Here is a 24,288-nt window from a genome sequence, read left to right on the forward strand (position 1 = left end):
GTGATCCGCCCGGCGTTTAGCGCGAGTAGAATTCGACGACCAGGTTCGGTTCCATCTTCACCGGATAGGGCACCTCGTCGAGCGTCGGCACGCGGGTGAAAGTCACCTTCGCATTGCCGTCCGGTGCGACGTAATCGGGGATTTCGCGCTCGGCCAGGCTCTGCGCTTCCATCACCAGGGCCATTTCCTTGGCCTTGCTGCCCAACGTGATTTCCATGCCCGGAAAGCAGCGGCGCGACGCGATGTTGCACTTCACGCCATTGACGCGGATGTGGCCGTGCGAAACGAGCTGGCGCGCGGCGAACACGGTCGGCGCGAACTTCGCGCGATACACGATCATGTCCAGGCGCTGTTCGAGCAGGCCGATCAGATTCTGGCCGGTGTCGCCCTTCATGCGCGCGGCTTCGGTGTAGCAGGCGCGGAACTGCTTCTCGGTCACGTCGCCGTAGTAGCCCTTGAGCTTCTGCTTGGCGCGCAGCTGGATACCGAAATCGCTGACCTTGCCCTTGCGGCGCTGGCCGTGCTGGCCGGGGCCGTATTCGCGCTTGTTCACCGGGGACTTCGGACGGCCCCAGATGTTCTCGCCCATACGGCGATCGAGCTTGTACTTTGCGGATGAACGCTTCGACATGATACTTACCTTGCAATTGCCAACAACAAGACCGGCTTCGCGTGTTACGGCTAGGCTGATCGATACCCGGTCATCGCTCTGGCCGATCCTTCAGGATCGGGTCAGGGCCGCCGCTTCACCGGGGTGCGGGGCCATTTGCGAAGGCGGGCGGTTAGCCGCGCAGGGCCGACGAGTCAAGCTGGACAGTCGCGTACGGCTCGGACAAGAGCGCAATCCATGAGCGATACGATTTTGACGGGCCCCGATTGCAGCACCATGGCGGAGGTCCGGGCTGGCGTGGATCAGGTGGACCGCGACCTGATCGCGCTGCTGGCCCGGCGCTTCGCGTACATGGACGCCGCGGCGCGGATTAAGCCGGAGCGCGGCGCCGTGCGGGACGAAGGGCGCAAGGCGCAGGTGATCTCCAACGCGATCACCGCAGCGCAGGCGGCGGGTTTGCCGGCGGATGCGATCGCAGATCTGTGGGATCTGCTGGTCGAGGCGTCGATTGCCTATGAGCTGGCCGCGTTCGACCGGCGCTAGGCAGGGTCTTTCGGTCCCTTCTTGCCCGACAGCGCGCTGAGCACGCCGCGAAAGGTGCGCACCTCCTGGCTCGACCAGCCGGGCTTGGTCAGCAACGTGCGCAAGGTACGCTTCGTCACCGGGGTACGCGCGGGCGGGTAGAAGAAGTGTGCCGCCTCCAGCATCGCGTCGAGTTGCGCGATCATGCCGTCCAGCTCTTCCTGCGGCGCGGGTTCGGGCAGGTCGGTTTCGGGCGGGGAGGCGAGGCCAATGCCCTTCGACCATTCGTAGGCGACCAGGATCACTGCCTGGGCCAGGTTCAAGGACCCGAATTCGGCGTTGATCGGCACGGTGATGATCTCGCGGGCGAGCGCGACGTCGTCGGTTTCCAAGCCCGAGCGCTCCGGGCCGAACAGGATCGCCGTGCGGCCGGGCGCGGCGTGGATCGCCCCTGCCGCCCGTTCGGGGGTGACGACTGGCTTGGTCACGCCGCGCTTGCGCACCGTCGTCGCGTAGACATGCGGACAATCGGCGACCGCTTCGGCTACGCTCGCATAGACCTGCGCCCGTTCCAGCACCACATCCGCGCCGCTCGCGGCCGGCCCGGCGGAGGGGTTGGGCCAGCCGTCGCGCGGGGCGACCAAACGCAACTCGGTGAGCCCGAAATTGAGCATGGCGCGCGCGGCCTTGCCGATATTCTCGCCGAGTTGCGGGCGGACCAGTACGATGACGGGGGGCGGGGCGAGGTCTGCTGGTGTCGCCATTTGATTCCCCACCCGTTCGTCTCGAGTAGGTGTCGAGCTTGTCGAGACGCCGTATCGAGAGACAGGAGCCGTCGGCGGTTTCCTTGCTGCTGCGGACAGTGCTGCCCAATCGCCTCGAAACAGCGCTTCCTTCTTTTTACGCGACCAGTCCTTGACCTGATGCTCCGTTTCCAAGGCCTCAATTCGCGAACCGAAATCCTGCGACCACATTAAAATTACGGGCCGGCGAGATTGCGTATACCCCTCGATCTCGCCAGCCTGATGCTGGCCGATCCGGCGTTCGAGATTGTCCGTGTGGCCGGTATAATAGCTGCCGTCGCTGCAGCGGAGGATGTAAGTCCAGAAGGTCATGCGCCGGCCCTATCTCTCGATACGCCGTCTCGACAAGCTCGACAGCTACTCGAGACGAACGGAAGCAGGTTAGATAGCCTTTTCAGACACGCCTCACCCCTTGCCCACTTCCGTCACGTTGCCGGCGAATTCCTCGAAATCCCTGGCCTCGCGGAAATCCTTATAGACGCTGGCGAAGCGGATATAGGCGACCGAATCCATCCCCTTCAGCCCCTCCATCACGAGTTCGCCGATGCGTTTGGAGGGGATTTCGTTCTCGCCCTGCGTCTCCAGCTGGCGCTGGATGCTCGACACCAATTTTTCGAGACGGATCGAGTCGATCGGGCGCTTGCGCGCCGCGATCGAGACCGAGCGCAGCAACTTGTCGCGGTCGAACGGCTCACGCTTGTCCTCGCTCTTGAGGACATAGAGGTCGCGCAACTGAATGCGTTCGAACGTCGTGAACCGCGCGGCGCACCCCTCGCACTGGCGGCGGCGCCGGATGGCGGCACCGTCGTCGGTGGGGCGCGAGTCCTTTACCTGGCTGTCTTCATGTCCGCAAAAGGGGCAGCGCATTCAGAGCTTCTTCTTCGCCTTGAGATAGGCATAGCCGGCGCCCGCGGCCGCGCCGATGATCGGGCCGACGAACGGCGCCGGAATCGCCACCACCGCACCCAGCGCGGCCCATTTCGCCATGCTCTTGCCCAGCGGCTTGTCGATCTGGGGTTTGTCGAAATCGTTCATGGTCAGATTCCTTCGGGATAGATCGGGAAGCGAGCGCACAAGGCGGCAACGCGTTCCTTCACCGCCGCCTCGACCTGCGCATCGCCTTGTTCGCCGTTCTTGCGCAGGCCATCGAGCACGTCGGCGACCATGTTGCCGATCTCGCGGAACTCGGCCGGGCCGAAGCCGCGCGTCGTGCCGGCGGGCGAGCCGACGCGGATGCCGCTGGTCTTGGTCGGGGGGAGCGGATCGTTCGGGATGCCATTCTTGTTGCAGGTGATGCCGGCACGCTCCAGCGCCTCGTCGGCGTCCTTGCCGGTGACGCCGAGCGGAGTGAGATCGATCAAGGCAAGATGCGTGTCGGTGCCGCCCGAGACGACCTCCGCACCGCGTTCCTTAAGCGTCGCGGCCAGCACCTTGGCGTTCTCGACCACGGCGGCGATGTAGCTCTTGTAATCGGGTTGCAGCGCCTCGCCGAACGCAACCGCCTTGGCCGCGATGACGTGCATCAGCGGGCCGCCCTGAAGCCCTGGGAACACCGCGCTGTTGATCTTCTTGACGATGGCTTCGTCGTTGGTCAGCACCATGCCGCCGCGCGGACCGCGCAGGGTCTTGTGCGTCGTGGTCGTCACGACATGCGCGTGCGGCAGGGGCGAGGGGTGCAGGCCGGCCGCGACGATGCCGGCGAAATGCGCCATGTCGACCATGAAGAAAGCGCCCACCTCGTCGGCGATCGCGCGGAACTTCGCGAAATCGATCTGGCGCGGATAGGCGGAGCCGCCGGCGATGATCAGTTTCGGCTTGTGCTCCAGCGCGAGCGCGCGAACCTGCTCGAAATCGATCAGGTGCGTGACCGGATCGACGCCATATTGCACCGCGTTGAACCATTTGCCGCTCATCGCCGCACGCGCGCCATGCGTCAGATGGCCGCCGGCATCGAGGCTGAGGCCCATGATCGTCTCGCCGGGCCTGACCAGGGCGAGCATCACCGCGCCGTTGGCCTGCGCGCCGGAATGCGGCTGGACGTTGGCGAAGCCGCAGCCGAACAATTCGCACGCGCGCGCGATCGCCAGCGCCTCGATCTCGTCCGAGGGCTCGCACCCCTGATAGTAGCGCTTGCCGGGATAGCCCTCGGCATATTTGTTGGTGAACACGCTGCCTTGCGCCTGCAGCACCGCCTTGGAGACGATGTTCTCGGACGCGATCAGCTCGATCTGCGTCTGCTCGCGCTTCAGTTCGTGCGCTACGCCAGCGAAGATCGCCGGGTCGGCGTCGGCCAGGCCGCGGGTGAAGAAACCGTCCGGCTGGACGTCCCCGAGTACATTGGAGGCGTGGGTCTGCGGGTTCGTGCTCACTTTACAAGCTCCTCGAACTGGGGATGGCTGAGTTTCTCGACGCGCCCGGAATGGCGGCCGCCGGCGAAATCGGTGGTCAGGAAGGCGGTTACGCAGGCCTTGGCCATGTCCTCGCCAGTCAGGCGCGCGCCCAGCGCGATCACGTTGGCGTCGTTATGTTCACGCGCCAGCGCAGCGGAGAGCGGCTCGCCGACCAGAGCGCAGCGTACCGCCGGATGGCGATTGACCGAGATCGAGATGCCGACGCCCGATCCGCACAGGGCGATGCCGCGTTCGGCCGATCCGGAAGCCATGGCGTCGGCAAGCGCATAGCCGAAATCGGGATAATCCACCCGGTCCGCACTGTGCGGGCCGAGATCGGCCACGTCATGCCCAGCCTCGCGCAGCCAGGCGGCAAGCGCCGCCTTCAGATCGAAAGCGGCATGGTCGGATGCGATGGCGATGCGCATGCTCGGCGTGCGTGTCCCTGATACTGTCCCGGGGTGAGCGTATGCGGGCGCTCTTACGCAAAGCCTGCGGCGAACGCCACCTTGGATATCGGCATCTGCGCTATCGATTGCCGTCTGCTCACAAGCCCTGTAGCAAGACGACCTGTGACAGACTCGCGCCCAGCCGAACCGATCGGACCCAAGGTCGATCCGGCCGTCGCCATCGCGGCGCGGGCGTATCTCACCGATATGCTGGTGAAGACCGGGGATGAGGATCGCCAGGCGTTCCGGGAATTGTACCAGCTGACCTCGGCGAAACTATTCGGCATCACCTTCCGTATCTGCGGCGAACGGCAAGCGGCGGAAGATGTGTTGCACGACGTATATCTCACGATCTGGAAGCGCGCCGGGGCCTATGAGCCGTCGCGGGCCAGCCCGATCACGTGGCTTGCCACGATCGCGCGCAACCGCGCGATCGACTGGCGGCGCGCGCAGACCATCCGCCGCGCCAGCCCGATAGAAGACGCGCCGCCGATCGCCGACAGCGCACCTTTGGTCAGCGACACGATGGTCGCCGATCAGGATGCGAGCCTGCTGCATGGCTGCCTTGATACGCTCGAGCGGCGTCAGCAGGACGCGATCCGCACCGCCTTCTTCGACGGCACGACCTATGCCGATCTGGCGCTGGCGCAGAACGTACCGCTAGGCACGATGAAGAGCTGGGTACGGCGCGGCCTCCTCAAGCTGAAGGAGTGCCTCGAATCGTGAGCGACGACACGCTTCTTCCCGCGGACGACGGTCCCGATCCCGATGTCGCCGCCGCCGAACTGGCGCTGGGGCTGCTGGAGGGCGAGGAGCGCGCGCTGGCGTTGCGTCGCGTGCTGGCCGAGCCGGGCTTCGCGCATTCGGTCGAGGTCTGGCGTACCTATCTCTCGCGGTTGTTCGATCTCTGGCCGGAAATGACGCCATCGGGCGGTGTGCTGGCGCGGATCGAACGGTCGATCGACGCGCCGGCCGTGCCGGTCGAGATGCCGGCACAGCGCAGGTCGTTGCTGTGGCCCGGCATCGCCGCGGTCGCCAGCCTGCTTGCCGCGAGCCTGTTGCTCGTCGTTCTGCTGCGCCCGATCTCGGTGCCGACCGCGCCGCCGCAACCCAAGCCGACCATGGCCCCTGCGCCGGCCCAGATCCTGGTCGCGGCGATCGACCCCGCCACGACCGGCGCGCCGGTGACGGCGGTGTACGATCCGGCTTCGGGCGGATTGCGGCTCACCGAGGCGGCACTGGCCGATGCCAATCAGAGCGCCGAATTGTGGATCATCGGCGCGGATGCCACGCCGCATTCTCTCGGGCTGCTCCGGACCAAGGGCGGCACGGTGCTGACCGTGAACGCCGCCAATCGCGCGCAGATCGCAGCGGGGGCGACCTTGGCCATCTCGCTCGAAGCGGTCGGTGGTTCGCCGACGGGCCAACCGCAGGGTCCCGTGGTCGCCAAGGGCACGCTCTCGCAGGTCTGACTGCATCCGGGCACGGTGGCCGCCCGTAGCTGACGGCAGTCCGCACACTAGCGGATGCAAAAGGCAGGAGAGCCATTCCATGACCCCTCAGATTCGTGCATCCATTCTCGCCGTCGCGCTCGTCGCCGGCGGTTCCACGCTCGCTTATGCCAAGGGCAATCCGATGGTCGGCGGTGCGGCGATGTATCCCACCAAGAACATCATCGAGAACGCCGTCAATTCGAAGGATCACACCACGCTGGTCGCGGCCGTCAAGGCCGCCGGTCTGGTCGATACGCTGTCGGGCAAGGGTCCGTTCACCGTGCTCGCGCCGACCAACGAAGCGTTCGCCAAGCTGCCGGCCGGCACGGTGGAGACGTTGGTGAAGCCCGAGAACAAGGCGACGCTGACCAGCATCCTCACCTATCATGTCATTCCCGGCAAGATCAGTGCGGCGGCGATCAAGGCCAATGCGGCCAAGCATATGGGCAAGGCGACATACACCACCGTCAACGGCGGCACGCTGACCTTCTCCAAATCGGGCAGCGGCTGGGCCGTGACCGATGCCAAGGGCGGCATGGCCAACATCACCATTGCCGACGTCAACCAGTCGAACGGCGTGATCCACGTCATCGACACGGTGCTGATGCCCTGATCGTCAGCGATCGGGAATTTCCGGGCGCGCCGCATCCAGGTGATCGGCGCGCTCGTATCTTTCGCGTCTTTCCCCAAGAGAAAGACCGGTATCGGGCGATCATCCCCTTTGTGACCGCCCGAGCGTAAGCGTAGCGTATTCGGACCTGTCGGTGCCCCAATGCCGGCAGGTCCGTCTCGTTTCGGGGTCAGGCGTCGCGCGAGGCGCGGATCGCGCTTCGGCTCTGCGCGGTCCAGGTTTCCTTTCCGGTCAGGAACGCGACCCAGCCGAGCAACGCGCCCCAGTGACGGAACAGCTGGAACGTGAACGGCTCCAGGATCGCGGCGATCAGCGCCGGCCCCCAGTGCAGCCCTTCGCTCTGTCCGGTCCAGCGTGCGTACAGGCGCAGGGAACCGAGGTGGAAGCTGAGATCGATCGCGATCTTGGCGAGCATGATAGCCAAGATCGGCAGCACGATGTGGAACCGGCCGCTGACCAGCACCACGATCAGGATCGCGAAGGCGGCGAGACCATAGATCGGCTGCACAGTATCGAGCGCCTTTACGGGGAGCATCTGCGTGCCGAGTTGCCCGAAGCGACGGTTGCCGACCATGTCACGATTCCAATGCTGCGTCTGCAGGAAGCCGCCGAACCAGCGCCGGCGCTGGCGCAGAAAGGCGGGCAGGGTGGCGGGAGCATCGGTACGCGCGATGGCGCGACCGATCACGCGGACGCGCCAGTCGAGCCCGGTATCGGCAGCGTGGCGGTGCAGGCGGTGGATCAGTTCGTAATCCTCGACCATGCAGTCCGGATCGAACCCACCGACCGTCACCACCGCTTCGCGCCGGAACGCGGCGAACGCGCCGGAGATCAGCAACAGGCTGTGCTGCTGCTCCCAGGCGTGGCGCGACAGGAAATTGCGGACATATTCGTAGGTCTGGAACCATTCGAACAGCCGACCCGACAGGTTCGGCCCGCACATCGGCTTGATCACACCGGTCGCCGCGACCAGTTCGGGTTCGGCGGCGAAGGCGGCGCGCATCGCGGCGATCGCGCCCGGATCGAGCAGCGTGTCGGCATCGACCGTCAGCATCACCTCGGTGTCGATCTCGAGCATCGCCGCGTTGAGCGCGCGGGCCTTGCCGCCATGGGGCAGGCGCAGCCAGCGCAGCGAGGGCAGGATCGGGCTGGACGGACTGATGATTCCGAGCGCGGGCGGCGTGAGGCCATAGCGCGCGGCGAACACCGCCGGGGTGGCGTCGTCCGAACCGTCGTCGGCGATCAGTATCACGTCCGGCGCATCGTCCTGCGCGGCGAGGCGATCGATCGTCACGTCGAGTACCGCCGCCTCGTTGCGCGCCGCCACGATGACCGCGAAGCGCGGGCGGGCGGTGCTCGCGGCCGGCATTAGCGCGCCGTGGCGCAACGGCCAGATCCGCCATGCGGTGAACACCAGAAGGGCCGTGTCGTAGAGGATATAGGCGATGCCGACCGACCACACCGCGATCCCCTGGCGCAGGAACGCCTGGGCGATCAGAGCGGCGAAGATCGCGAACACGCCGACGCTGATCGACCGGCTGGCGAACCCCACCGGCTGCGGGTTGAGCCGGGGCGATTGCACCGCGAAGGCATTGGCGAGGGCATCCGCCGCTGGGGCGAGCGCATCCGCCGCAGGGGTCTGGATCATGAAATGTCGCGCTCTCGGGGAGAAAGAGTGCCGCCCCTCTAGCGCCGCATCGCTGGCCGCACTAGCGTTTTAGGGATCGATCGCGGGAGCTGCATATGGACGTCGGACGCTATACCAGAACCGCGATGCTGTTCCACTGGGTGATCGCGCTCGGCATCCTCGTGAATGTCGCCCTGGCCTGGCTGTGGCCGTATCTCGCCGACGAGAAGGTGCGGCCGGCGATCGATACGCACAAGTCGATCGGCGTGACGCTGCTCGGGCTCGCGGTTCTGCGCCTGTTATGGCGTTTCGCGCATACCCCACCGGCCTATCCCGCCAGTTACCAAGGCTGGGAGCGGACCATATCGCATGTCGTTCATTGGGGGCTGTACCTGATCATCTTCGCGATGCCGCTGACCGGGTGGATCATGGATTCGGCGTACAAGGACGCGGCGAGCCATCCGATGCACTGGTTCGGCACGTTCGAATTCCCGCGCATCGGTTTCATCATGACTCTGGATCCCGCCTTGCGCAACAAGGTACATGACGGGTTCGGTGCGGCGCACGGGCTGCTGCAATGGCTGCTGTATCTGCTGGTGCTGGTCCACATAGCGGGCGCGCTGAAGCACCAGATGCAGGGGGAGAAGGAATTGCAGCGGATGTTGCCGGGGTAAGCTTCTCAGCAATTTCCGTCATCCCGGACTTGATCCGGGGTCCATTCCTCCGCCCGCGGTGCCGTTGCGCTTCTCGCGCCGACATTGCCAAGCGGCCCGTTGGATCCCGGATCAGGTGCGGGATGACGGGAGCGACGGTCTACCCCGAATTCCGCAGCGCGGTGGCGATCGCGTTGATCGACAGCAGAATGCCCTCGCCGATCCGTTCGTCCTCGTCGCCGGCGCGGCGGCGCTTGATCAGTTCGATCTGCAACAGGTTGAGCGGCTCGATATAGGGCAAACGGAGGCGGATCGACGTTTCGAGCGCCGGATGCTTTTCGAGCAGGCGCGACTGGCCGGTGGCGGCGAGCAGGCCGTCATGCGCCTGGCCCCAGCCGGATTTGATCTGGCCGAACACCGTGTCACGCAACGATGCGTCCTCGACCAAGGCGGCATAGCGCGCCGCGATGCCCATGTCGGACTTGGCGATGACCTGTTCCATGTTGGCGAGGCTCGCGGCGAAGAACGGCCAGCTTTCGGCCATTTCGCGGAGCAGCCCCTTGTCCTCGAACCCGGCCAGCGCCTGGCCGACGCCGTACCAGCCGGGCAGCATGACGCGCGCTTGTGCCCAGCTGAACACCCAGGGGATCGCGCGCAGATCCTCGATCCGGTCGGATTTCGTGCGGCTGGCCGGGCGGCTGCCGATATTGAGTCCGGCAATCTCGGTCAGCGGCGTCATCTGGCGGAAGAAGGTGCGGAACCCCTGCGCGTCGTCATTATAGACAAGGTCGCGATACGCCATGAACGCGGCGTCGGACAAAGTCGTCATCGCCGCGCCGAAACGCTTGGTGTCGGCGGCCGACAGCTGGTCGGGTTCCAGGCTGGCGAGCAACGTCGCCGAGGCCATCGCCTCCAGATTGGCCATCGCACTTTCGCGCGTGCCGTATTTGCCGGCGATCACCTCGCCCTGTTCGGTGATGCGGATGCGGCCCTGCACCGTCCCGAAAGGCTGCGCGCGGATCGCGGCGAAGCTGGAACCGCCGCCGCGTCCGACCGCGCCGCCGCGGCCGTGGAACAATTGCATGCCGATCCCGGCTTTCTCGAACACCGGCTTCAGCGCGGTAGAGGCGACCGACAGGCTCCAGGTCGAAGTGAGATAACCGCCGTCCTTGTTGCTGTCGCTATAGCCGATCATCACTTCCTGATGGCCGCGCTTGCCGGCGATGGCGACGATCTCGGGCAGGGCCAGCCACTCGGTCATGATGCCGGGCGCGGCCTCCAGATCGCCGATCGTCTCGAACAGCGGCACCGCCATGATCGCCGCGCTCGGCCCGTCCCCGGGGCGATAGAGGCCGACTTCCTTGAGCAGCAGGTTGATTTCGAGCAGGTCGGACACCGACTGCGCCATCGAGACGATGTAATTGGTGATGCACCCCGCACCGTAGCGCGCATGCGCCTCGGCGGCGGCGCGGACGATGTTCAGTTCGCCGGTCGTCTCCTCCGAATATTCGGCGAAGCTGCTGGTCAGCGGGCGGGCGTTGGAGAGTTCGGCGCGAAGCAGCACGGTGCGGGCGGCTTCGTCCAGCGCCAGATAATCGTCCTCGACACCGGCGACCTTGAGCAGTTCGGCCACAACGCGTTCGTGCACCGCGCTGTTCTGGCGCAGATCGAGCGTGGCGAGGTGGAAGCCGAAGGTCTCGACTGCTCGAATCAGGCGACCCAGCGCGCCGCCGGTGGCGAGCGGGCCCCCATGCCTGACGGCATCCTCGGCAGCCAAGCCGTGGGCGATCGCAACAAGGTCGGCGCGGAACGCCTGCGGGCCGTCATACGCCTCGCCCTTGAGCGGGCCGGGGCGCGGTGCGGGCTTGCCGGTCAGTTTGAGATGCGTGGCAACGAGCCGGGCATAGATGCCGGACAACGCGCGGCGATACGGTTCGTCGCTCCGGCTGGCCGCGGTGTCGCCGCTGGCGTCCGCCAGCGACTCGACGCCGGGATCGGCCGGTGCGAGATCCGTCGAGATGGAAAGCTCGGCACCCAGCGCGTGAACCGCGTCGAGATAATAACCCAGCACCGCTTCGCACGCCTTGCCCAGTGCGGTGCGCAGCGAATCGGCGGTGACGAAGGGATTGCCGTCGCGGTCGCCGCCGATCCAGCTGCCGGGGCGCAGGAAGCTCGGGGTGCGCGCGCCCAAGGCCCGATCCCAACGCTGATAGAGCGCGGGCAGCGCGGGCAGGAACACGTCACGCAGATAGCTGAGCGCGGTCTCGACCTCGTCGGCGACGTACAGCCGTTCGCGGCGCAGCACGCGAGTCTGCCACAGCAAGGCGATCTGGCGCAGGATCGCCTCCTCGACCTTGTCACCCTCGGGCGTCTCGTCGAGCCCGCGATCCTTCATCGCCATCAGCGCGGCGATTCGGTTGCGGTGATCGATCATCGACTTGCGACGCACCTCGGTCGGGTGGGCGGTGAGGACTGGGGCTATTAGGGATTGATCGAGCTGATTCATCACCGCGTCGTGTCCGATGCCCTCCGCGGCCAGGCGTTTCAGGGCGGCGTCGACCGTCGCGCCCTGCTCGGCGGCGACGCCCTGCCGATCCTCGGCGAGATTGGCGAGCATCGAAAAGAGCATGAAACCGCGGACGAAATCGAGCGTCTCGTCGATATCCAGCCGCTCGAGCCCGAGATCGGTATCCGCGGACCCGTTGCCGTTGCCGCCGCCGTTGCTGCGATGACGATCGACCGAGGCGGCGCGGATATGTTCGGTGCGCTCGAACAGTTTCTCGCCGCCATAAGCGCGGATCACGTCGCCGAGCAGCTTGCCCAGGAAGCGGATGTCGGGATTGTTCGTGATCGCGGGGAGGTCGGCCATGACTTCATGCTGCGCTGCGGCACGATTCGCGTCAACCGTGTCCGTCCGCGACGAGGACGTCATTGCGTGTTGCCGACCGCGTTGCGCCTGCCCCAGCCCGCCGCGTCGCGCTCGGCGCTGCTTAGGATGCGATCGTGATCGACGTCGGCGGCATCGAAGCGCGCGAGTTGCGCCGCCTCGAACTCGCCGAGACTGACATGGCCGTCATGGTTGGCATCGGCCGCCATCACCCGCGCGACCCGATCGGGGCGAAGTTCGCCGTGCTCGATCGTCGAATTGCGATCGGCGTCCATCGCGCGGAACCGAAGTTCGATCCCGGACGCGAAATCGGCGCGATGCTGGTTGGTCGGCGGCCGGAAGTCGACCGCGTCGCCCTTGGCCTCCTGATCGGAACAGGCCCCGAGCAGCGCCAGAACCGGCAGGACGAGAAATGACGGGGCAAGCACGCGCATGTCGAAGGCCTTATGCTGGAAAGTGGGTCGAACGGCGCGCGGGCGCGTTCAGTTCCGGCTGCCGTCGAAGCGCAGCATGTTGCCGAACGGATCGGTCAAGGTCGCCTCGTCCGAGGTCGCGCCGGGCCGGGCGAAGCTGGCCTGCTTGGCGCGCAGCTCGGCGAACAGGCTGCGCGGATTTCCGGTACGGATCCACACCGCGCTGCCCGGCGTGCCATCGCCATAATGTTCCGAGAGATGGAGGACCATGCCGCCGCGCGACACCTGCATGTAGAGCGGCAGATCATCGGCGAAACGATGCTCCCAATCGAGCGTGCAGCCGAGAAAGTCGCAATAGAATTCCAGCGCCTTGTCCCGATCGTAGATGCGCAGGATCGGAATCGCCGCCGACAAGACGGGTGCGTCGCTCATGCCTCCAGCTCGACGTCCCAATAGAGCCAGTCGTGCCAGGTATCGTGCAGGTAATTGGGCGGAAAGCGCCGGCCATGTTCCTGCATCTGCCAGCTCGTCGGGCGGATCGCGGCAATGTGCAGCGGCATCTGCGCCTGTTTCGGCGTGCGGCCGCCCTTCTTCAGATTGCAGGGCGCGCAGGCGGTGGCGACGTTCTCCCATGTCGTGCGGCCGCCCTGCGCGCGCGGGATGATGTGATCGAAGGTCAGATCGCTGCCACAGCCGCAATATTGGCAGGAGAATTTGTCGCGCAGGAACACGTTGAACCGCGTGAAGGCCGGGAAGGCGGAGGGGCGGACATAGGATTTGAGCGCGATGACCGAGGGCAGTTTCACCCGCCGCGTCGGGCTGCGCACCTCGCGTTCGTATTCGGCGACGATATCGACTCGGTCGAGAAACACCGCCTTGATCGCGGTCTGCCACGGCCAGACGGACAGCGGATAATAGCTGAGCGGCGTATAATCGGCGTTCAACACCAGAGCGGGACACCCGTCGGGGTGCCGGATCAGATCGGGATGGTACATAACCCCCTTTCTCTCGTCGCGCGTCGGCGCCGCTGCTCAAGTCCTTGACGGCGCTTTTGCCGACTTGGATGACGGTGTCATGACAGCACGGCGCACGACTCACGGTCAAGGGGGCGCGGCGCGGCGATGAACGCGGTGACTCGCTTCGCGCCCAGCCCGACCGGAAAGTTGCATCTCGGCCACGCCATATCCGCGATCCGGAGCCACGATCGCGCGCGCGCCGATGGCGGACATTTCCTGCTGCGGATCGAGGATATCGACGGCACGCGATCGCGGCCCGAGCATGTCGCGGGAATCCTGGAGGATCTGCGCTGGCTGGGCCTGGCCTGGGACGGGGAGGTGCTGTTCCAGTCGGCCCGGCTGGCGGCGTACGCCGCGGCGCTGGAAACGCTCAAGGCGCGGGGGCTGCTCTACCCCTGTTTCTGCACCCGTGCGGAGATCGCGCAGAGCCTGTCCGCGCCGCACGGCCCGATCGCGGCCTATCCCGGTACGTGCCGCCATATCGATCCCGATCGTCGCGCTGCCCGGCTGGCCGGCGAGGAGCATGCCTGGCGCATCGACATGGCCGCCGCCGTCGCGTCGGCCGGGCCGCTCGCGTGGACCGATGAGATCGCCGGATCGCACCGCGCCGATCCACTGGCACAGGGCGATGTCGTGCTGGCGCGCAAGGATGCGCCGGCCAGTTATCACCTGGCGGTGGTGGTCGACGATGCGCATCAGGGCGTGACGCATGTGGTGCGCGGCGCGGATCTGCGCGCGGCGACCGATATCCACCGTCTGCTGCAAGCCCTGCTCGCGTTGCCGACGCCGAGCTATCGGCACCACCCGCTGCTCACCGACGCCGACGGGCAGCGGCTGGCCAAGCGCAACGGCGCGCCGACGCTCGCGGCCCTGCGCGCCGACGGCGTGGACGGTCCGGCGCTGGCCGAGGATCTCCGCGCCGGGCGACTGCCCATTGGCTTTGCCCTGCCGAGCGCCTAGATAAGACGCATGAGCATTTTCCTGATCGTCCTCCTCGTCGCCGCGATGATCGCGGTGGTGGTCGTATTCGTGCGCGGCCTGGTCGTTTTCCTCGCCAACGCGACCGAGGAGGCGAAGAGCGGCGGCACCGGGCCGAGCGCGTCGGCGCTGAAATCGAACAAGATGATGCAGTATCGCATCTTCTTCCAGGCGATCGCGATCGTGATCGTCGTGCTGTTGCTGATGCTCGCCGGCAAGGGCTGATCCCGGGGCCGATCCGGCGCGGGCGTCCCTGAACGATGGTCAAGCTCAACAAGATTTACACCCGTACCGGCGACGACGGCACCACTGGACTCGTCGATGGATCGCGCGTGGCGAAGACCGACGCGCGGATGGCGGCGATCGGCGATGTCGACGAGGCGAACAGCGCGATCGGCGTGGCGATCGTCGCGCTCGGCGCGGGCGATCTCGCCACCGCCTTGACGCGGATCCAGAACGACCTGTTCGATCTCGGCGCCGACCTTGCCACGCCGGGCGAGGATTTTACCCCCGGTGAGATGACGTTGCGGATCGTCGCGGCCCAGGTTTCGCGGCTCGAAAACGAAATCGATGCGATGAACGCGCAGATGCCGTCGTTGACGAGCTTCATCCTGCCCGGCGGCACGGCGGGGGCGGCAGCGGTCCATCTGGCCCGTGCGATCGTGCGGCGGGCGGAGCGGGCGGGAGTGGCCGCGGCGGCGGAGGTTTCGATCAATCCGCTGGCGCTCGCGTTTCTCAACCGATTGTCGGATTATCTTTTCGTCGCCGCCAGATACGTGAACCAAAATGCGGGTGGCGACGTTCTGTGGGTGCCCGGCGCATCCCGCTAGCCGGAGGCTTGCTTCAGATCAATTGATCCGGCGCGACGTTCTGGATACGGAAGAACGGAATGCGAACACAGCCTCGTCTCGCCCCCGGCATTTCCACGTTGGCCGAACGGTTCGCCAAGGTGCGTGGATTGACCGAGGCGCTGGTCGCGCCGCTCTCCGATGCCGATGCCACCGTCCAGTCGATGGAGGATGCGTCGCCGGCCAAATGGCATCTGGCGCATACGACGTGGTTTCTCGAAACCTTCATCCTGCGCGATTTCGTCGCCGGATACGTCCTGCACGACGATCGCTTCCCGTTCCTGTTCAACAGTTATTACGAGGCCGAGGGCCGGCGCCATGCGCGCGGCCGGCGCGGGATGGTGACGCGGCCCACGCTGGACGAGGTGCTGGCGTACCGGCATCATGTCGATGCGGCGGTGCTCGCCGCCTTGCCGGGCCTGCCGGATGCGGCGCTCGACCTGGTGACGCTCGGATGCCATCACGAGGAGCAGCATCAGGAACTGCTCGTCACCGACATCCTGCACCTGATGTCGGAAAATCCGCTCGAGCCGGCGATCTGGCCGGCGGCGCGCAAGGTGCCGGTGGAGATGCCCGGCCCGATCGGCTGGATCGAACGCGCCGGCGCGGTGGCCGAGATCGGGTTCGACGGCGAAGGGTTCGCCTTCGATTGCGAGGGGCCGCGCCATCCGACCCTGCTGACGCCCCATGCGATCGCCGATCGCACGATCACCAACGGCGAATGGGCCGCGTTCATCGCCAATGGCGGTTACGCCAACCCTGCGCACTGGCTGTCGGACGGCTGGGCGTGGGTGAAGGCGGAAGCGATCGTCGCGCCGCTCTATTGGGAGAAGCACGACGGCAGTTGGACGCGCTTCGGGCTCGATGGCCGCCGCGCGATCGATCCGGCCGCGCCGGTCACCCATGTCAGCTTCTACGAAGCGGACGCCTATGCCGCCTGGGCCGGCGCGCGCCTGCCGACCGAGGCGGAATGGGAAGTCGCCGCCGCCGAGCATGACGCGTCGGGCGGCAACCAGCTGGACGAGGCCGGTCCGGTCGAGCCGCGTCCGGCGCCGGACGGCCCGGCATTCTTCGGCGACGTATGGGAATGGACCGGCAGTGCCTATCGTCCCTATCCCGGCTTCAAGGCCGCGCAGGGTGCGGTCGGCGAATATAACGGCAAGTTCATGTCCAACCAGTGCGTGCTGCGTGGCGGATCGTGCGCCACGCCGCGCGGTCATGCCCGGGCGAGCTACCGCAACTTCTTCTATCCGCACCAGCGCTGGCAGTTCACCGGCGTTCGTCTCGCGAAAGATCTCTGACCCATGTTGAAGCAGGAAATCGAGGACGGCGACGTCACCCTGGCCGATCCGGCGTTCCGTGCCGACGTGTTGCGCGGCTTCGCGCTGCGCCCGCGCGCGATCCCGGCGCGGTGGTTCTACGACCGGCGCGGATCGGAACTGTTCGAGGCGATCACCGATCTACCGGAATATTATCCCACGCGGACCGAGACGGCGATCCTACGTGACGCGTGCCCGGCGGTGGCCGCGATCGCCGGCGAAGGCCGCGTGGTGGTGGAATTCGGGTCGGGCTCGTCGATGAAGACGCCGATCCTGCTCAGCGCCGTGGCGCCCGCCGCCTATGTGCCGATCGATATCTCGGGGGATTTCCTGCGCGAATCCTCGGCGCAGCTGGCGTCCCGGTTCCCGGGTCTGCCGGTGCTGCCGGTCGAGGCCGATTTCATGCACCCGATCCCGCTGCCCGCGCAGGTTGCGGAATTGCCCAAGCTCGGTTTCTTCCCGGGATCGACGATCGGCAACATGATCCCGCATGCCTCGGCCGATCTGTTGCGCGCGATGAAGGCGAGCCTCGGCGAGGGTGCGATGCTGCTGATCGGCATGGACCGGGTGAAGGACGAGCAGGTGCTCACCGCCGCCTATGACGATGCGCAGGGCGTGACGGCAGCGTTCAACCTGAACCTGCTGGAGCGGATCAACCGCGAATTGGACGGCACGATCCCGGTGGACCGGTTCCGCCATCGCGCGATCTGGAACGACGATCGCGCGCGGATCGAAATGCATCTGGAAGCGACGGAGGATCTGGCCTTCACGATCGAGGGCCGGCCGTTCGAGATCGCGGCGGGCGAGACGATCCATACCGAGAACAGCCACAAGTTCGGCCAGCGCGACGCGAAGCTGCTGTTGCGTGCCGGCGGCTGGACGCCGATCGCGGAATGGACCGACCCGGATGGCCTGTTCGCGGTGATCCTGGCCGAAGCGCAGGCCCCGCGCCTCGCCCCCTGAGGGCGGCACGACTTGGGGTTTGCGCTGGCCCGCCCGAGAACGGTAGTGGGGGGCATGACCATCCCTCCCGTCGCCGAACGGCGCCCGCACAGCTTCACCACGCACGGCATCACGATCGAGGATCCCTATGCGTGGATCCGGGATCCGGGCTATCCCGACGTCACGGACAAGGACGTCCTGGCCTATCTCGCGGCCGAGAATGCCTATTACGAAAGCGTCATGGGCCCTCACAAGGCGCTGACCGACCGTCTCTACGAAGAGATGAAGGGGCGCATCAAGGAAGACGATTCCTCGGTGCCGCAAAAAGACGGCGACTGGCTGTACTGGACGTCGTTCGAGACCGGCGGGGAATATCGCAAATGGTGGCGCCGGCCGGTCGCGGCCAAAGACGATGGCAGCGACGATGTGCTGATCCTCGACGAACCCGCCCTGGCCGAGGGGAAGGAGTATTTCCGGCTCGGCGCGATCAGCGTCAGCGAGGATGGGCGGTATCTCGCCTATGCGATCGACGATAACGGATCGGAGCGGTTCGAGGTTCGGGTCAAGGATCTCGAGAGCGGCGAACACCTGCCCGACGTGATCCCCGGCATGTTGTCGGAAATCGTGTGGACGAGCGATTCGACCGGCTTCCTCTACGGGCTGGCGAACGAGCAGTGGCGGACGGACAATGTCCGCTATCACCGCTTGGGCACCCCGATCGCCGACGATATCGAGCTGTTCAAGGAAGCAGATGAAGGCTTCCGGGTTGGCGTATCGGAGACGAGCAGCCGCAAGTGGATCGTCATCGCCAGCGGCGATCATGTGACCAGCGAGGTGTGGCTGCTGCCGGCGAACGATCCGCTCGCGCCGCCGCTGCTGGTCTCGGCGCGCAAGGCGGGACGCGAGTATGATGTGGACGAGCACGACGGCACGTTGTTCATCCACACCAACGATACCGATCCGAACTTCCGGCTCTGCACCGCGAGCCTCGCCGCGCCGGGCGACTGGAGCGAATTGATCGCGCCGTCGCGGGATTTCTACATGACCGGGATCGAGTGCTTCAAGGACTTCTTCATCGTCGACGGGCGCGAGGAGGGCTTGGATCAGATCGAGATCCGGCGGTACGAAACGCCGCTCGTGGCGCGACGCATCGCGTTTCCGGAGGCGAGCTACGACGCGGGGCTCGGCAACAATCCCGAATACGACATGAGCGTGTTGCGCGTCGGTTACGAATCGATGGTCACGCCGGGGACGGAATATGATTACGACGTGGCGACGGGCGACCTGACCACGCTGAAGGTGCAGGAAATCCCGTCGGGCTACGATGCGGACCGGTATCGCACCGAGCGGCTGAAGATCGCGGCGCGCGACGGCACCGAGGTGCCGGTGTCGATCGTCTATCCGAAGGACTTCCCGCGCGACGGATCGGGGCCGCTGTTCCTCTATGCGTACGGCGCGTACGGCTATGCCATTCCGCCGGGCTTCTCGACCGGGCGGCTGAGCCTGCTCGATCGTGGGTTCGCCTATGCCATCGCGCATATCCGGGGCGGCGACGATCTCGGGCAGCAATGGTATCTCGACGGCAAGCTCGACAAGCGCGCCAATACGTTCAACGATTTCGTCGACGTGGCGAAGGGGCTGGTCGCGGACGGCTGGACCAGCGCGGGCCGGATCGCGATCGCCGGGCGGTCGGCCGGCGGCGAACTGATGGGCGCGGTGGTCAATTCCGATCCCGAACTGTGGGGCGCGGTGATCGCCGACGTGCCGTTCGTCGATGTGCTGAACACGATGCTGGACGGCGATCTGCCGCTGACGCCGGGCGAATGGCCCGAATGGGGCAATCCGATCGAGGACAAGGCGGCGTTCGAGCGGATCCGCGGCTATTCGCCCTATGATCAGGTGAAGGCGCAGGCCTATCCGCCGATGTTCATCTCGGGCGGGCTTAACGATCCGCGCGTGACCTATTGGGAGCCGGCCAAATGGGCGGCGAAGCTGCGCAGCGTGAAGACCGACGACAATGTGCTGTTGCTGAAGACCAATATGGGCGCGGGGCATGGCGGCAAGTCCGGCCGGTTCGAAAGCCTGCGCGAGGCGGCGGAGGAACATGCGTTCGTCCTGTGGCAATTGGGCGTGGCGGATTGACCCCCTTCACCCTGTCGATCACCGCCACGCCCGACGACATCGACGAGCTGGGCCATGTCAACAATGCGGTGTGGGTGCAGTGGATCCAGCGCATGGCCACCGCGCACTGGGAGGCGGTGGCACCGGCGGAGCATGTCGCGGCCTATGTCTGGGTCGTGACCCGGCACGAGATCGACTATCGCGGCAACGTGTCCGCCGGCGAGACGGTGACGGGGGAGACCTGGGTGCCGGACGGGCCGAAGGGCGCGCGGTTCGACCGGCATGTGCGCTTCACCGGCAGCGACGGCCGCATCAAGGTGGAGGCGGTGACGACCTGGGCGTTGCTGGACCGCGCGACCGGGCGATTGCTGCGCGTGCGTCCGGAAATCGCCGCGCCGTTCGTCGGCTGAACGCGGCGTTTGCGTAGCCTCGCTCCAAAGTCGCGCTATTCCTGTCACGATGCATTTCAAAGCCCATGCCAAATGGTTAAGGTAGGGCATGACCGAGATCATTGTTGCTGCACTGCAGCTTGCCTTCACGCCCGATATCGATGCCAACATCGCCAACGTCTCGACGCTGGTGCGCGAGGCCGCGGCGCGCGGCGCGCAGGTGATCCTGCCGCCGGAACTGTTCGAGGGCGAATATTTCTGCCGCGTCGAGGACGAGGGCCTGTTCGCCAATGCCAAGCCGGTCGGCGAACACAAAGCCGTGCTGGCGATGCGCGCGCTGGCCGCCGAACTGGGCGTGACGATCCCGACCAGCTTTTTCGAGGCGGATGGCCCGCATCATTACAACAGCCTGGCGATGATCGGACCCGACGGAAACGTCATGGGCGTCTATCGCAAGAGCCATATCCCCGACGGCCCCGGATATGAGGAGAAATTCTATTTCCGGCCCGGCAATACCGGGTTCAAGGTGTGGCCCGGCCCGGTCGAAGCTGGCGGCGCGACTTTGGGTGTCGGGGTGTGCTGGGACCAATGGTATCCGGAAACCGCGCGCGCGATGATGCTGATGGGCGCTCAGGTGCTGTTCTATCCCACCGCGATCGGCAGCGAGCCGCATGACGACAGCCTCGATACCGCACGGTTGTGGCGGCGCGCGATGGTCGGCCATGCCGTGTCCAACGTCGTGCCGGTGGTCGCCGCCAACCGCGTCGGTGTCGAGCACGGCCAGACCTTCTACGGCACCAGCTTCATCACCGACGAGCGCGGCGACATCCTGGCCGAGCTGGGCCGCGAGGAAGAGGGCGTGATCGTCGCGACGCTCGATCTCGACCGGATCAAGCGCCACCGTGCCGCCTTCGGCTTCTTCCGCGATCGCCGTCCCGATCTCTATCACCGGCTGGTGGAGGATTCGTGAGCGGACCGGCGATGCGCCCGTGGTGATCGACCGCTTCGATCGCGTGACCGAGCCGCAGCGCGAATGCCTGCGGCTGGTGTTGACGCGGCGCAACTCGAAGGAGATCGCACTCGCGCTGGGCATCTCGCCGCACACCGTCGACAAGCGGCTGGAGCGCGCGATCGCCGCGATCGGCGCGACCAGCCGGTTCGATGCCGCGCGGATGCTGGGCGAATATGAGGGCGCCCCGCCTGCGCCTGCCCCCGCCGCATACGAGCCTTTCGTATACCAATCGCCCGACATTGTGCCGCCGGCCCAATCCGACATGATCGGCGTGTCTGAGGGGTTGGCGCTAAGGGGAGGCAGTCGGGGCGCGATAGCGGCCTGGCTGCCGATCCGCTCCAAGGGCGGCAGGAACAACACACTCTCGCCATGGCAGCGGCTGGCCTGGATCGGCATGATCCCGGTGGCGCTCGCGATCGCGGTCGGCATGCTGGGTTTCGGGCTCAGCGTGGCGGGGAAGTTGCTTCAGCTGCTCACGTCCGTCATGTCCTGATCAGGCGCTTATCGGTCCGATACGGACCGACCATCGAGGATGAGAGCCATGAGCACGACGCACGAAACCATTGCCGGCCAGGTCGGTACGTTGCTTCACAAGCTGGAGATGCTGATCGACGAGGCCGTCAGCTGTGGCGCGGAACTCACCGCAGCCCTGCCGCGCGCCCGGGTCGAGGCGAAATTGCCCGCCGTGGTCGGCCAGCATTCGCTCGACACGCTGAGCGAGGCGGTCCAGTCGCTCGTCGCCGCGCGGCGGCAGACCGTTGCCACGCACAAGCATCTCGACAAGGTCCGCGAGCTGATGGGCCTGCCGGTGATCAGCTTCGGCGAGGAAAGCCCCAAGCCCGACGACAAGGTGTTCACCACCGGTGCGGCCCGCACCGATCATCTGCGCATCGCCGCCTGACGCCTGGCGAGCCCGGTTGACTCGACTCGAATTCAGGTCGGACCGAGCGATATGCTGATCGTCTATCTCTTCAACGCTCTTCTCGCATCGTGCGCCGTCTACGCCTTCGTGCGGGGCGGCGCGCCCGAAAGGGTCGTGGCGGTGGCGTTCGTCGCCTCCGCCGCGGCCAGTTATGCCGCCATACCGGCGCATGGCCGCTTTCACGGACTGGAATGGGGCCTGCTGCTGATCGATGCGGGCCTGCTCGTCGTGCTGGTGGCCGTCGCGTTGTGGGCGAACAGGTTTTGGCCAATATGGATCGCGTCGTTTCAATTGTTCGCACTGCTCGTGCATGTCGCGAAAGCGTATCAGCAGGACGTCCTGCCGATCATCTATTTCGCGGCGATTTCCCGCATCGCCTATCCGATGCTGGCACTGCTGGTGATCGGCACCGCGCGCCATTTCCATCGCGTGCGGCTGTACGGGGTGGATCCCGACTGGAGCTCCCGCGCGCTGTAGGAGGCGATCGTGCCTGATCGGATCACCAGCGGCGACGGGCCGAAGATCGGCGCAGCGGGCAGCGGGCCACCGACCGCGCACGACATCGCGTCGCGGCTGCTCGCCTTCAGCCATATCCGCGCGCGCGTGTTCGAGCCGTACGGCCTGGCGGTCAACGACATCGCCTGGCAATTGCTGCTCGCCCTGTTCATCGCGCAGGAGCGCGGGCTGCGCGTCACGATCTATCGCCTGTGCGAGGACGTGCCGGTACCCAAGAGCGTATCGGTGCGCTGGCTGCGGGCGCTTCGGGCGAGCGGGATGATCGATTACGACGATGCGACCTTCGGCCTGTCCGCCCCCGTGCGCCTGACGCCGGCGGCCGAGGACAGTCTGCGCGACCTGATCGACGCCTAGCCGCGCAAGTCCAGCGCGCGGGCGAAGACCGCGTCGAGCATCTCGCGCGTCAACCGGCCGGTATTCTGGTTGTAGCGCGAGCAATGGTAGCTATCGATCAGGATGCGCCCGTCCGGCATGCGGTGTTCGGCGAGATGCGCGAAGCGGCATTTGGGCAGCCGTCCGCCGAGCATCTTGACCGCCGATTGGTGCGCGATCTGGCCGAGCGCGATATAGATGCGCGCGTCCGGCAGCGCCGCCGCCTCGGCCTCGAGGAACGGGCGGCAGGTGCGGATTTCCTCCGGCGTCGGCTTGTTGAGCGGCGGCACGCATTTCACCGCGTTGAGGATCATCGCGCCGTGGAGCGCCAGTCCATCATCGGGCGTGCCGAGAAAGTCGCCGCTGGCCAGCCCATGATCGCGCATCGCGGCGAACAGCAACGCACCCGATCCGTCGCCGGTGAACGGACGCCCGGTGCGGTTCGCGCCGTGCTTGCCGGGGGCCAGGCCGACGATACCGAGCCAGGCGTCGGAATCGCCGAAGCCGCCGACCGGGGCGTTCCACCAGTCGGGCTGCTCGCTGCGCAGCTCCGCGCGATATCCGGCGAGGCGCGGGCAGCGCGGGCAATCGTGCGGCGGGGCGGGCAAGCCTGGTGCGAAGGTCATCGCGATGCGTTAGGCGCGTGCCCATGCCGACGACAAGCTATGCCATCGCCATCGGATCCAACCGCCGTGGCCGCCACGGCGCGCCGGAGCGCGAGGTGGCGGCGGCGATTCGGGCGCTTGGCGGGGTGGTCGCGGCGTCCGGCATCGTGGCGAGTGCGCCGCTCGGGCCGTCGATTCGCCGCTTCGCCAATGCCGCGGTGCTGATCCAAACGCGCGAGACGCCGCCGGAACTGCTCGCGCGGCTGAAGCGGATCGAGCGCGATTTCGGGCGGCGGCGCGGGCAGCGCTGGGGCGCGCGGGTGATCGACCTCGATATCGTCCTGTGGTCGGCGGGTTCGTGGGCCGAGGACGACCTGATCGTGCCGCACCCAGCATTCCGCACACGCCGGTTCGTGCTCGATCCGCTGCTGGGAATCGCGGCGGCGTGGCGCGATCCGCTGACGAATTCGACCGTGCGACAGCTCGCTCACCGGGCACAAGCGGTTGACCGCCGCCCCCGCCGCCCGTAACGCGCCTTGCTTGGTCGGGCCCGTAGCTCAGTTGGTAGAGCAACGGACTTTTAATCTGTAGGTCTCGGGTTCGAATCCCGACGGGCCCACCAATGCGCAGCGGAGAAGACGCAGCAGCGAAGCTGGGGCGCATCTCCGCAAGCACGGCCGGCGCGCAAAGCCAGTGCCCACAGGGCGCGGCTTTGCGACCGACGGGCACGGAGTTTAGAGCGACGCGCTTCCCCAAAGCCCCCGCATTTG

Annotated in this window: 30 protein-coding genes and 1 tRNA gene; 19 read left to right on the forward strand and 12 right to left on the reverse strand. The window is 66.5% G+C overall.

Annotation, left to right across the window (positions count from 1 at the left end; translation table 11 throughout):
• Positions 1 to 16 precede the first annotated feature (16 nt).
• On the reverse strand, positions 17 to 631 hold the full coding sequence (gene rpsD / locus ASG11_RS03370) for a 30S ribosomal protein S4 (protein WP_055775179.1): 615 nt from the start codon (positions 629 to 631) through the stop codon (positions 17 to 19).
• 216 nt (positions 632 to 847) lie between these two features.
• Here rpsD and ASG11_RS03375 point away from each other — a divergent pair, with 216 nt between their 5' ends.
• Complete coding sequence (locus tag ASG11_RS03375) at positions 848 to 1,153, forward strand: chorismate mutase (RefSeq protein ID WP_055775181.1); 306 nt, start codon at positions 848 to 850, stop codon at positions 1,151 to 1,153.
• Here the strand turns inward: ASG11_RS03375 and ASG11_RS03380 are convergent.
• From ASG11_RS03380 to rpiB, 5 genes are all read right to left on the reverse strand, one after another.
• Positions 1,150 to 2,247 (reverse strand): TrmH family RNA methyltransferase, encoded by a 1,098-nt coding sequence (locus ASG11_RS03380; protein WP_082472565.1) that lies wholly within the window; start codon positions 2,245 to 2,247, stop codon positions 1,150 to 1,152. The genes ASG11_RS03375 and ASG11_RS03380 overlap by 4 nt on opposite strands.
• A gap of 93 nt (positions 2,248 to 2,340) precedes the next feature.
• Positions 2,341 to 2,802: a transcriptional regulator NrdR gene (gene nrdR / locus ASG11_RS03385; RefSeq protein ID WP_055775187.1), complete on the reverse strand. Its 462-nt coding sequence runs from the start codon at positions 2,800 to 2,802 to the stop codon at positions 2,341 to 2,343.
• Positions 2,803 to 2,970 (reverse strand): hypothetical protein, encoded by a 168-nt coding sequence (locus ASG11_RS18965; RefSeq protein ID WP_168371688.1) that lies wholly within the window; start codon positions 2,968 to 2,970, stop codon positions 2,803 to 2,805.
• 2 nt (positions 2,971 to 2,972) lie between these two features.
• Complete coding sequence (glyA, locus tag ASG11_RS03390; RefSeq protein ID WP_055775191.1) at positions 2,973 to 4,304, reverse strand: serine hydroxymethyltransferase; 1,332 nt, start codon at positions 4,302 to 4,304, stop codon at positions 2,973 to 2,975.
• The gene (gene rpiB, locus ASG11_RS03395) at positions 4,301 to 4,753 is read right to left on the reverse strand and encodes a ribose 5-phosphate isomerase B (RefSeq protein ID WP_055775194.1); all 453 of its coding nucleotides are present in this window, start codon (positions 4,751 to 4,753) and stop codon (positions 4,301 to 4,303) included. The genes glyA and rpiB overlap by 4 nt, the downstream gene beginning before the upstream one ends.
• Before the next feature lie 228 nt (positions 4,754 to 4,981).
• On the opposite strand from rpiB, the gene ASG11_RS03400 reads away from it, so the two are divergent.
• The 3 genes from ASG11_RS03400 to ASG11_RS03410 all read left to right on the forward strand — a co-directional run bounded on the left by ASG11_RS03400 (position 4,982) and on the right by ASG11_RS03410 (position 6,880).
• Positions 4,982 to 5,500 carry a sigma-70 family RNA polymerase sigma factor gene (locus ASG11_RS03400; protein ID WP_082472772.1) on the forward strand — a complete coding sequence of 173 codons (519 nt, stop codon included), beginning with the start codon at positions 4,982 to 4,984 and terminating at the stop codon, positions 5,498 to 5,500.
• Complete coding sequence (locus ASG11_RS03405; RefSeq protein WP_055775197.1) at positions 5,497 to 6,246, forward strand: anti-sigma factor; 750 nt, start codon at positions 5,497 to 5,499, stop codon at positions 6,244 to 6,246. Before ASG11_RS03400 ends, ASG11_RS03405 begins: the two co-directional genes overlap by 4 nt.
• Positions 6,247 to 6,325: 79 nt before the next feature.
• Entirely contained in the window at positions 6,326 to 6,880 is a 555-nt protein-coding gene (locus tag ASG11_RS03410; protein WP_055775200.1) for a fasciclin domain-containing protein, read from the forward strand.
• Positions 6,881 to 7,067: 187 nt separating this feature from the next.
• Here the strand turns inward: ASG11_RS03410 and ASG11_RS03415 are convergent, their stop codons facing one another.
• Positions 7,068 to 8,546: a glycosyltransferase family 2 protein gene (locus ASG11_RS03415; protein ID WP_055775202.1), complete on the reverse strand. Its 1,479-nt coding sequence runs from the start codon at positions 8,544 to 8,546 to the stop codon at positions 7,068 to 7,070.
• A gap of 95 nt (positions 8,547 to 8,641) precedes the next feature.
• Here ASG11_RS03415 and ASG11_RS03420 point away from each other — a divergent pair, with 95 nt between their 5' ends.
• Positions 8,642 to 9,199, forward strand: a complete 558-nt coding sequence (locus ASG11_RS03420; protein WP_055775207.1) for a cytochrome b — start codon at positions 8,642 to 8,644, stop codon at positions 9,197 to 9,199.
• Positions 9,200 to 9,338: 139 nt separating this feature from the next.
• On the opposite strand, the gene ppc is transcribed toward ASG11_RS03420, so the two are convergent.
• The 4 genes from ppc to ASG11_RS03440 are packed head-to-tail and all read right to left on the reverse strand — an operon-like array spanning position 9,339 to position 13,473.
• Positions 9,339 to 12,047 carry a phosphoenolpyruvate carboxylase gene (ppc, locus tag ASG11_RS03425; RefSeq protein WP_055775209.1) on the reverse strand — a complete coding sequence of 903 codons (2,709 nt, stop codon included), beginning with the start codon at positions 12,045 to 12,047 and terminating at the stop codon, positions 9,339 to 9,341.
• A gap of 59 nt (positions 12,048 to 12,106) precedes the next feature.
• The gene (locus tag ASG11_RS03430; RefSeq protein WP_055775213.1) at positions 12,107 to 12,499 is read right to left on the reverse strand and encodes an EF-hand domain-containing protein; all 393 of its coding nucleotides are present in this window, start codon (positions 12,497 to 12,499) and stop codon (positions 12,107 to 12,109) included.
• A gap of 48 nt (positions 12,500 to 12,547) precedes the next feature.
• Positions 12,548 to 12,910 carry a glyoxalase superfamily protein gene (locus tag ASG11_RS03435; protein ID WP_055775216.1) on the reverse strand — a complete coding sequence of 121 codons (363 nt, stop codon included), beginning with the start codon at positions 12,908 to 12,910 and terminating at the stop codon, positions 12,548 to 12,550.
• The gene (locus ASG11_RS03440) at positions 12,907 to 13,473 is read right to left on the reverse strand and encodes an HNH endonuclease (protein ID WP_055775219.1); all 567 of its coding nucleotides are present in this window, start codon (positions 13,471 to 13,473) and stop codon (positions 12,907 to 12,909) included. Before ASG11_RS03440 ends, ASG11_RS03435 begins: the two co-directional genes overlap by 4 nt.
• A gap of 126 nt (positions 13,474 to 13,599) precedes the next feature.
• On the opposite strand from ASG11_RS03440, the gene gluQRS reads away from it, so the two are divergent.
• From gluQRS to ASG11_RS03500, 12 genes are all read left to right on the forward strand, one after another.
• Positions 13,600 to 14,454, forward strand: coding sequence for a tRNA glutamyl-Q(34) synthetase GluQRS (gene gluQRS / locus ASG11_RS03445; protein WP_055775222.1), 855 nt, complete (start codon positions 13,600 to 13,602; stop codon positions 14,452 to 14,454).
• Between the two features lie 9 nt (positions 14,455 to 14,463).
• Positions 14,464 to 14,697 (forward strand): twin transmembrane helix small protein, encoded by a 234-nt coding sequence (locus ASG11_RS03450; protein ID WP_055775225.1) that lies wholly within the window; start codon positions 14,464 to 14,466, stop codon positions 14,695 to 14,697.
• A 35-nt stretch (positions 14,698 to 14,732) separates the two neighbouring features.
• Complete coding sequence (locus tag ASG11_RS03455) at positions 14,733 to 15,302, forward strand: cob(I)yrinic acid a,c-diamide adenosyltransferase (protein WP_055775228.1); 570 nt, start codon at positions 14,733 to 14,735, stop codon at positions 15,300 to 15,302.
• 59 nt (positions 15,303 to 15,361) lie between these two features.
• Positions 15,362 to 16,621, forward strand: coding sequence for an ergothioneine biosynthesis protein EgtB (gene egtB, locus ASG11_RS03460; protein WP_055775231.1), 1,260 nt, complete (start codon positions 15,362 to 15,364; stop codon positions 16,619 to 16,621).
• 3 nt (positions 16,622 to 16,624) lie between these two features.
• On the forward strand, positions 16,625 to 17,602 hold the full coding sequence (gene egtD / locus ASG11_RS03465) for an L-histidine N(alpha)-methyltransferase (protein ID WP_055775234.1): 978 nt from the start codon (positions 16,625 to 16,627) through the stop codon (positions 17,600 to 17,602).
• Between the two features lie 54 nt (positions 17,603 to 17,656).
• The gene (locus ASG11_RS03470) at positions 17,657 to 19,723 is read left to right on the forward strand and encodes a S9 family peptidase (RefSeq protein WP_055775237.1); all 2,067 of its coding nucleotides are present in this window, start codon (positions 17,657 to 17,659) and stop codon (positions 19,721 to 19,723) included.
• Entirely contained in the window at positions 19,720 to 20,112 is a 393-nt protein-coding gene (locus ASG11_RS03475; RefSeq protein WP_055775240.1) for an acyl-CoA thioesterase, read from the forward strand. The genes ASG11_RS03470 and ASG11_RS03475 overlap by 4 nt, the downstream gene beginning before the upstream one ends.
• Positions 20,113 to 20,200: 88 nt before the next feature.
• Complete coding sequence (gene aguB, locus ASG11_RS03480; RefSeq protein ID WP_055775243.1) at positions 20,201 to 21,061, forward strand: N-carbamoylputrescine amidase; 861 nt, start codon at positions 20,201 to 20,203, stop codon at positions 21,059 to 21,061.
• Positions 21,062 to 21,083: 22 nt separating this feature from the next.
• Positions 21,084 to 21,596: a helix-turn-helix domain-containing protein gene (locus ASG11_RS03485; protein ID WP_168371689.1), complete on the forward strand. Its 513-nt coding sequence runs from the start codon at positions 21,084 to 21,086 to the stop codon at positions 21,594 to 21,596.
• Positions 21,597 to 21,644: 48 nt separating this feature from the next.
• Positions 21,645 to 22,004: a hypothetical protein gene (locus tag ASG11_RS03490; protein WP_055775248.1), complete on the forward strand. Its 360-nt coding sequence runs from the start codon at positions 21,645 to 21,647 to the stop codon at positions 22,002 to 22,004.
• Positions 22,005 to 22,055: 51 nt separating this feature from the next.
• A complete protein-coding gene (locus ASG11_RS03495; RefSeq protein ID WP_055775251.1) occupies positions 22,056 to 22,502 on the forward strand; it encodes a hypothetical protein in 447 nt (148 codons plus the stop codon).
• 9 nt (positions 22,503 to 22,511) lie between these two features.
• The gene (locus ASG11_RS03500) at positions 22,512 to 22,895 is read left to right on the forward strand and encodes a hypothetical protein (RefSeq protein ID WP_055775254.1); all 384 of its coding nucleotides are present in this window, start codon (positions 22,512 to 22,514) and stop codon (positions 22,893 to 22,895) included.
• Here ASG11_RS03500 and ASG11_RS03505 read toward each other — a convergent pair.
• A complete protein-coding gene (locus ASG11_RS03505; protein ID WP_055775255.1) occupies positions 22,892 to 23,539 on the reverse strand; it encodes a uracil-DNA glycosylase in 648 nt (215 codons plus the stop codon). The two genes, ASG11_RS03500 and ASG11_RS03505, sit on opposite strands and share 4 nt — an antisense overlap.
• Positions 23,540 to 23,562: 23 nt before the next feature.
• On the opposite strand from ASG11_RS03505, the gene folK reads away from it, so the two are divergent.
• Together folK and ASG11_RS03515 are read left to right on the forward strand one after the other, a co-directional pair.
• Positions 23,563 to 24,048, forward strand: coding sequence for a 2-amino-4-hydroxy-6-hydroxymethyldihydropteridine diphosphokinase (gene folK, locus ASG11_RS03510; RefSeq protein WP_055775258.1), 486 nt, complete (start codon positions 23,563 to 23,565; stop codon positions 24,046 to 24,048).
• A gap of 16 nt (positions 24,049 to 24,064) precedes the next feature.
• Positions 24,065 to 24,140 (forward strand) — tRNA-Lys (locus ASG11_RS03515).
• Positions 24,141 to 24,288: the final 148 nt, after the last annotated feature.

Source organism: Sphingomonas sp. Leaf357 (assembly GCF_001423845.1).
Taxonomy (GTDB): Bacteria; Pseudomonadota; Alphaproteobacteria; order Sphingomonadales; family Sphingomonadaceae; genus Sphingomonas.

Coding starts and splice junctions, on each gene's coding strand:
- ASG11_RS03505 (WP_055775255.1), bottom strand. CDS start 23,539: ATGACCTTCGCACCAGGCTTGCCCGCCCCGCCGCACGATTGCCCGCGC.
- ASG11_RS03490 (WP_055775248.1), top strand. CDS start 21,645: ATGAGCACGACGCACGAAACCATTGCCGGCCAGGTCGGTACGTTGCTT.
- ASG11_RS03440 (WP_055775219.1), bottom strand. CDS start 13,473: ATGTACCATCCCGATCTGATCCGGCACCCCGACGGGTGTCCCGCTCTG.
- nrdR (WP_055775187.1), bottom strand. CDS start 2,802: ATGCGCTGCCCCTTTTGCGGACATGAAGACAGCCAGGTAAAGGACTCG.
- egtB (WP_055775231.1), top strand. CDS start 15,362: ATGCGAACACAGCCTCGTCTCGCCCCCGGCATTTCCACGTTGGCCGAA.
- gluQRS (WP_055775222.1), top strand. CDS start 13,600: ATGAACGCGGTGACTCGCTTCGCGCCCAGCCCGACCGGAAAGTTGCAT.
- rpsD (WP_055775179.1), bottom strand. CDS start 631: ATGTCGAAGCGTTCATCCGCAAAGTACAAGCTCGATCGCCGTATGGGC.
- ASG11_RS03435 (WP_055775216.1), bottom strand. CDS start 12,910: ATGAGCGACGCACCCGTCTTGTCGGCGGCGATTCCGATCCTGCGCATC.
- ASG11_RS03380 (WP_082472565.1), bottom strand. CDS start 2,247: ATGACCTTCTGGACTTACATCCTCCGCTGCAGCGACGGCAGCTATTAT.
- ASG11_RS03415 (WP_055775202.1), bottom strand. CDS start 8,546: ATGATCCAGACCCCTGCGGCGGATGCGCTCGCCCCAGCGGCGGATGCC.
- ASG11_RS18965 (WP_168371688.1), bottom strand. CDS start 2,970: ATGAACGATTTCGACAAACCCCAGATCGACAAGCCGCTGGGCAAGAGC.
- ppc (WP_055775209.1), bottom strand. CDS start 12,047: ATGGCCGACCTCCCCGCGATCACGAACAATCCCGACATCCGCTTCCTG.
- ASG11_RS03420 (WP_055775207.1), top strand. CDS start 8,642: ATGGACGTCGGACGCTATACCAGAACCGCGATGCTGTTCCACTGGGTG.
- ASG11_RS03470 (WP_055775237.1), top strand. CDS start 17,657: ATGACCATCCCTCCCGTCGCCGAACGGCGCCCGCACAGCTTCACCACG.
- ASG11_RS03410 (WP_055775200.1), top strand. CDS start 6,326: ATGACCCCTCAGATTCGTGCATCCATTCTCGCCGTCGCGCTCGTCGCC.
- rpiB (WP_055775194.1), bottom strand. CDS start 4,753: ATGCGCATCGCCATCGCATCCGACCATGCCGCTTTCGATCTGAAGGCG.
- folK (WP_055775258.1), top strand. CDS start 23,563: ATGCCGACGACAAGCTATGCCATCGCCATCGGATCCAACCGCCGTGGC.
- egtD (WP_055775234.1), top strand. CDS start 16,625: ATGTTGAAGCAGGAAATCGAGGACGGCGACGTCACCCTGGCCGATCCG.
- ASG11_RS03495 (WP_055775251.1), top strand. CDS start 22,056: ATGCTGATCGTCTATCTCTTCAACGCTCTTCTCGCATCGTGCGCCGTC.
- ASG11_RS03455 (WP_055775228.1), top strand. CDS start 14,733: ATGGTCAAGCTCAACAAGATTTACACCCGTACCGGCGACGACGGCACC.
- aguB (WP_055775243.1), top strand. CDS start 20,201: ATGACCGAGATCATTGTTGCTGCACTGCAGCTTGCCTTCACGCCCGAT.
- ASG11_RS03430 (WP_055775213.1), bottom strand. CDS start 12,499: ATGCGCGTGCTTGCCCCGTCATTTCTCGTCCTGCCGGTTCTGGCGCTG.
- ASG11_RS03375 (WP_055775181.1), top strand. CDS start 848: ATGAGCGATACGATTTTGACGGGCCCCGATTGCAGCACCATGGCGGAG.
- ASG11_RS03450 (WP_055775225.1), top strand. CDS start 14,464: ATGAGCATTTTCCTGATCGTCCTCCTCGTCGCCGCGATGATCGCGGTG.
- ASG11_RS03400 (WP_082472772.1), top strand. CDS start 4,982: ATGCTGGTGAAGACCGGGGATGAGGATCGCCAGGCGTTCCGGGAATTG.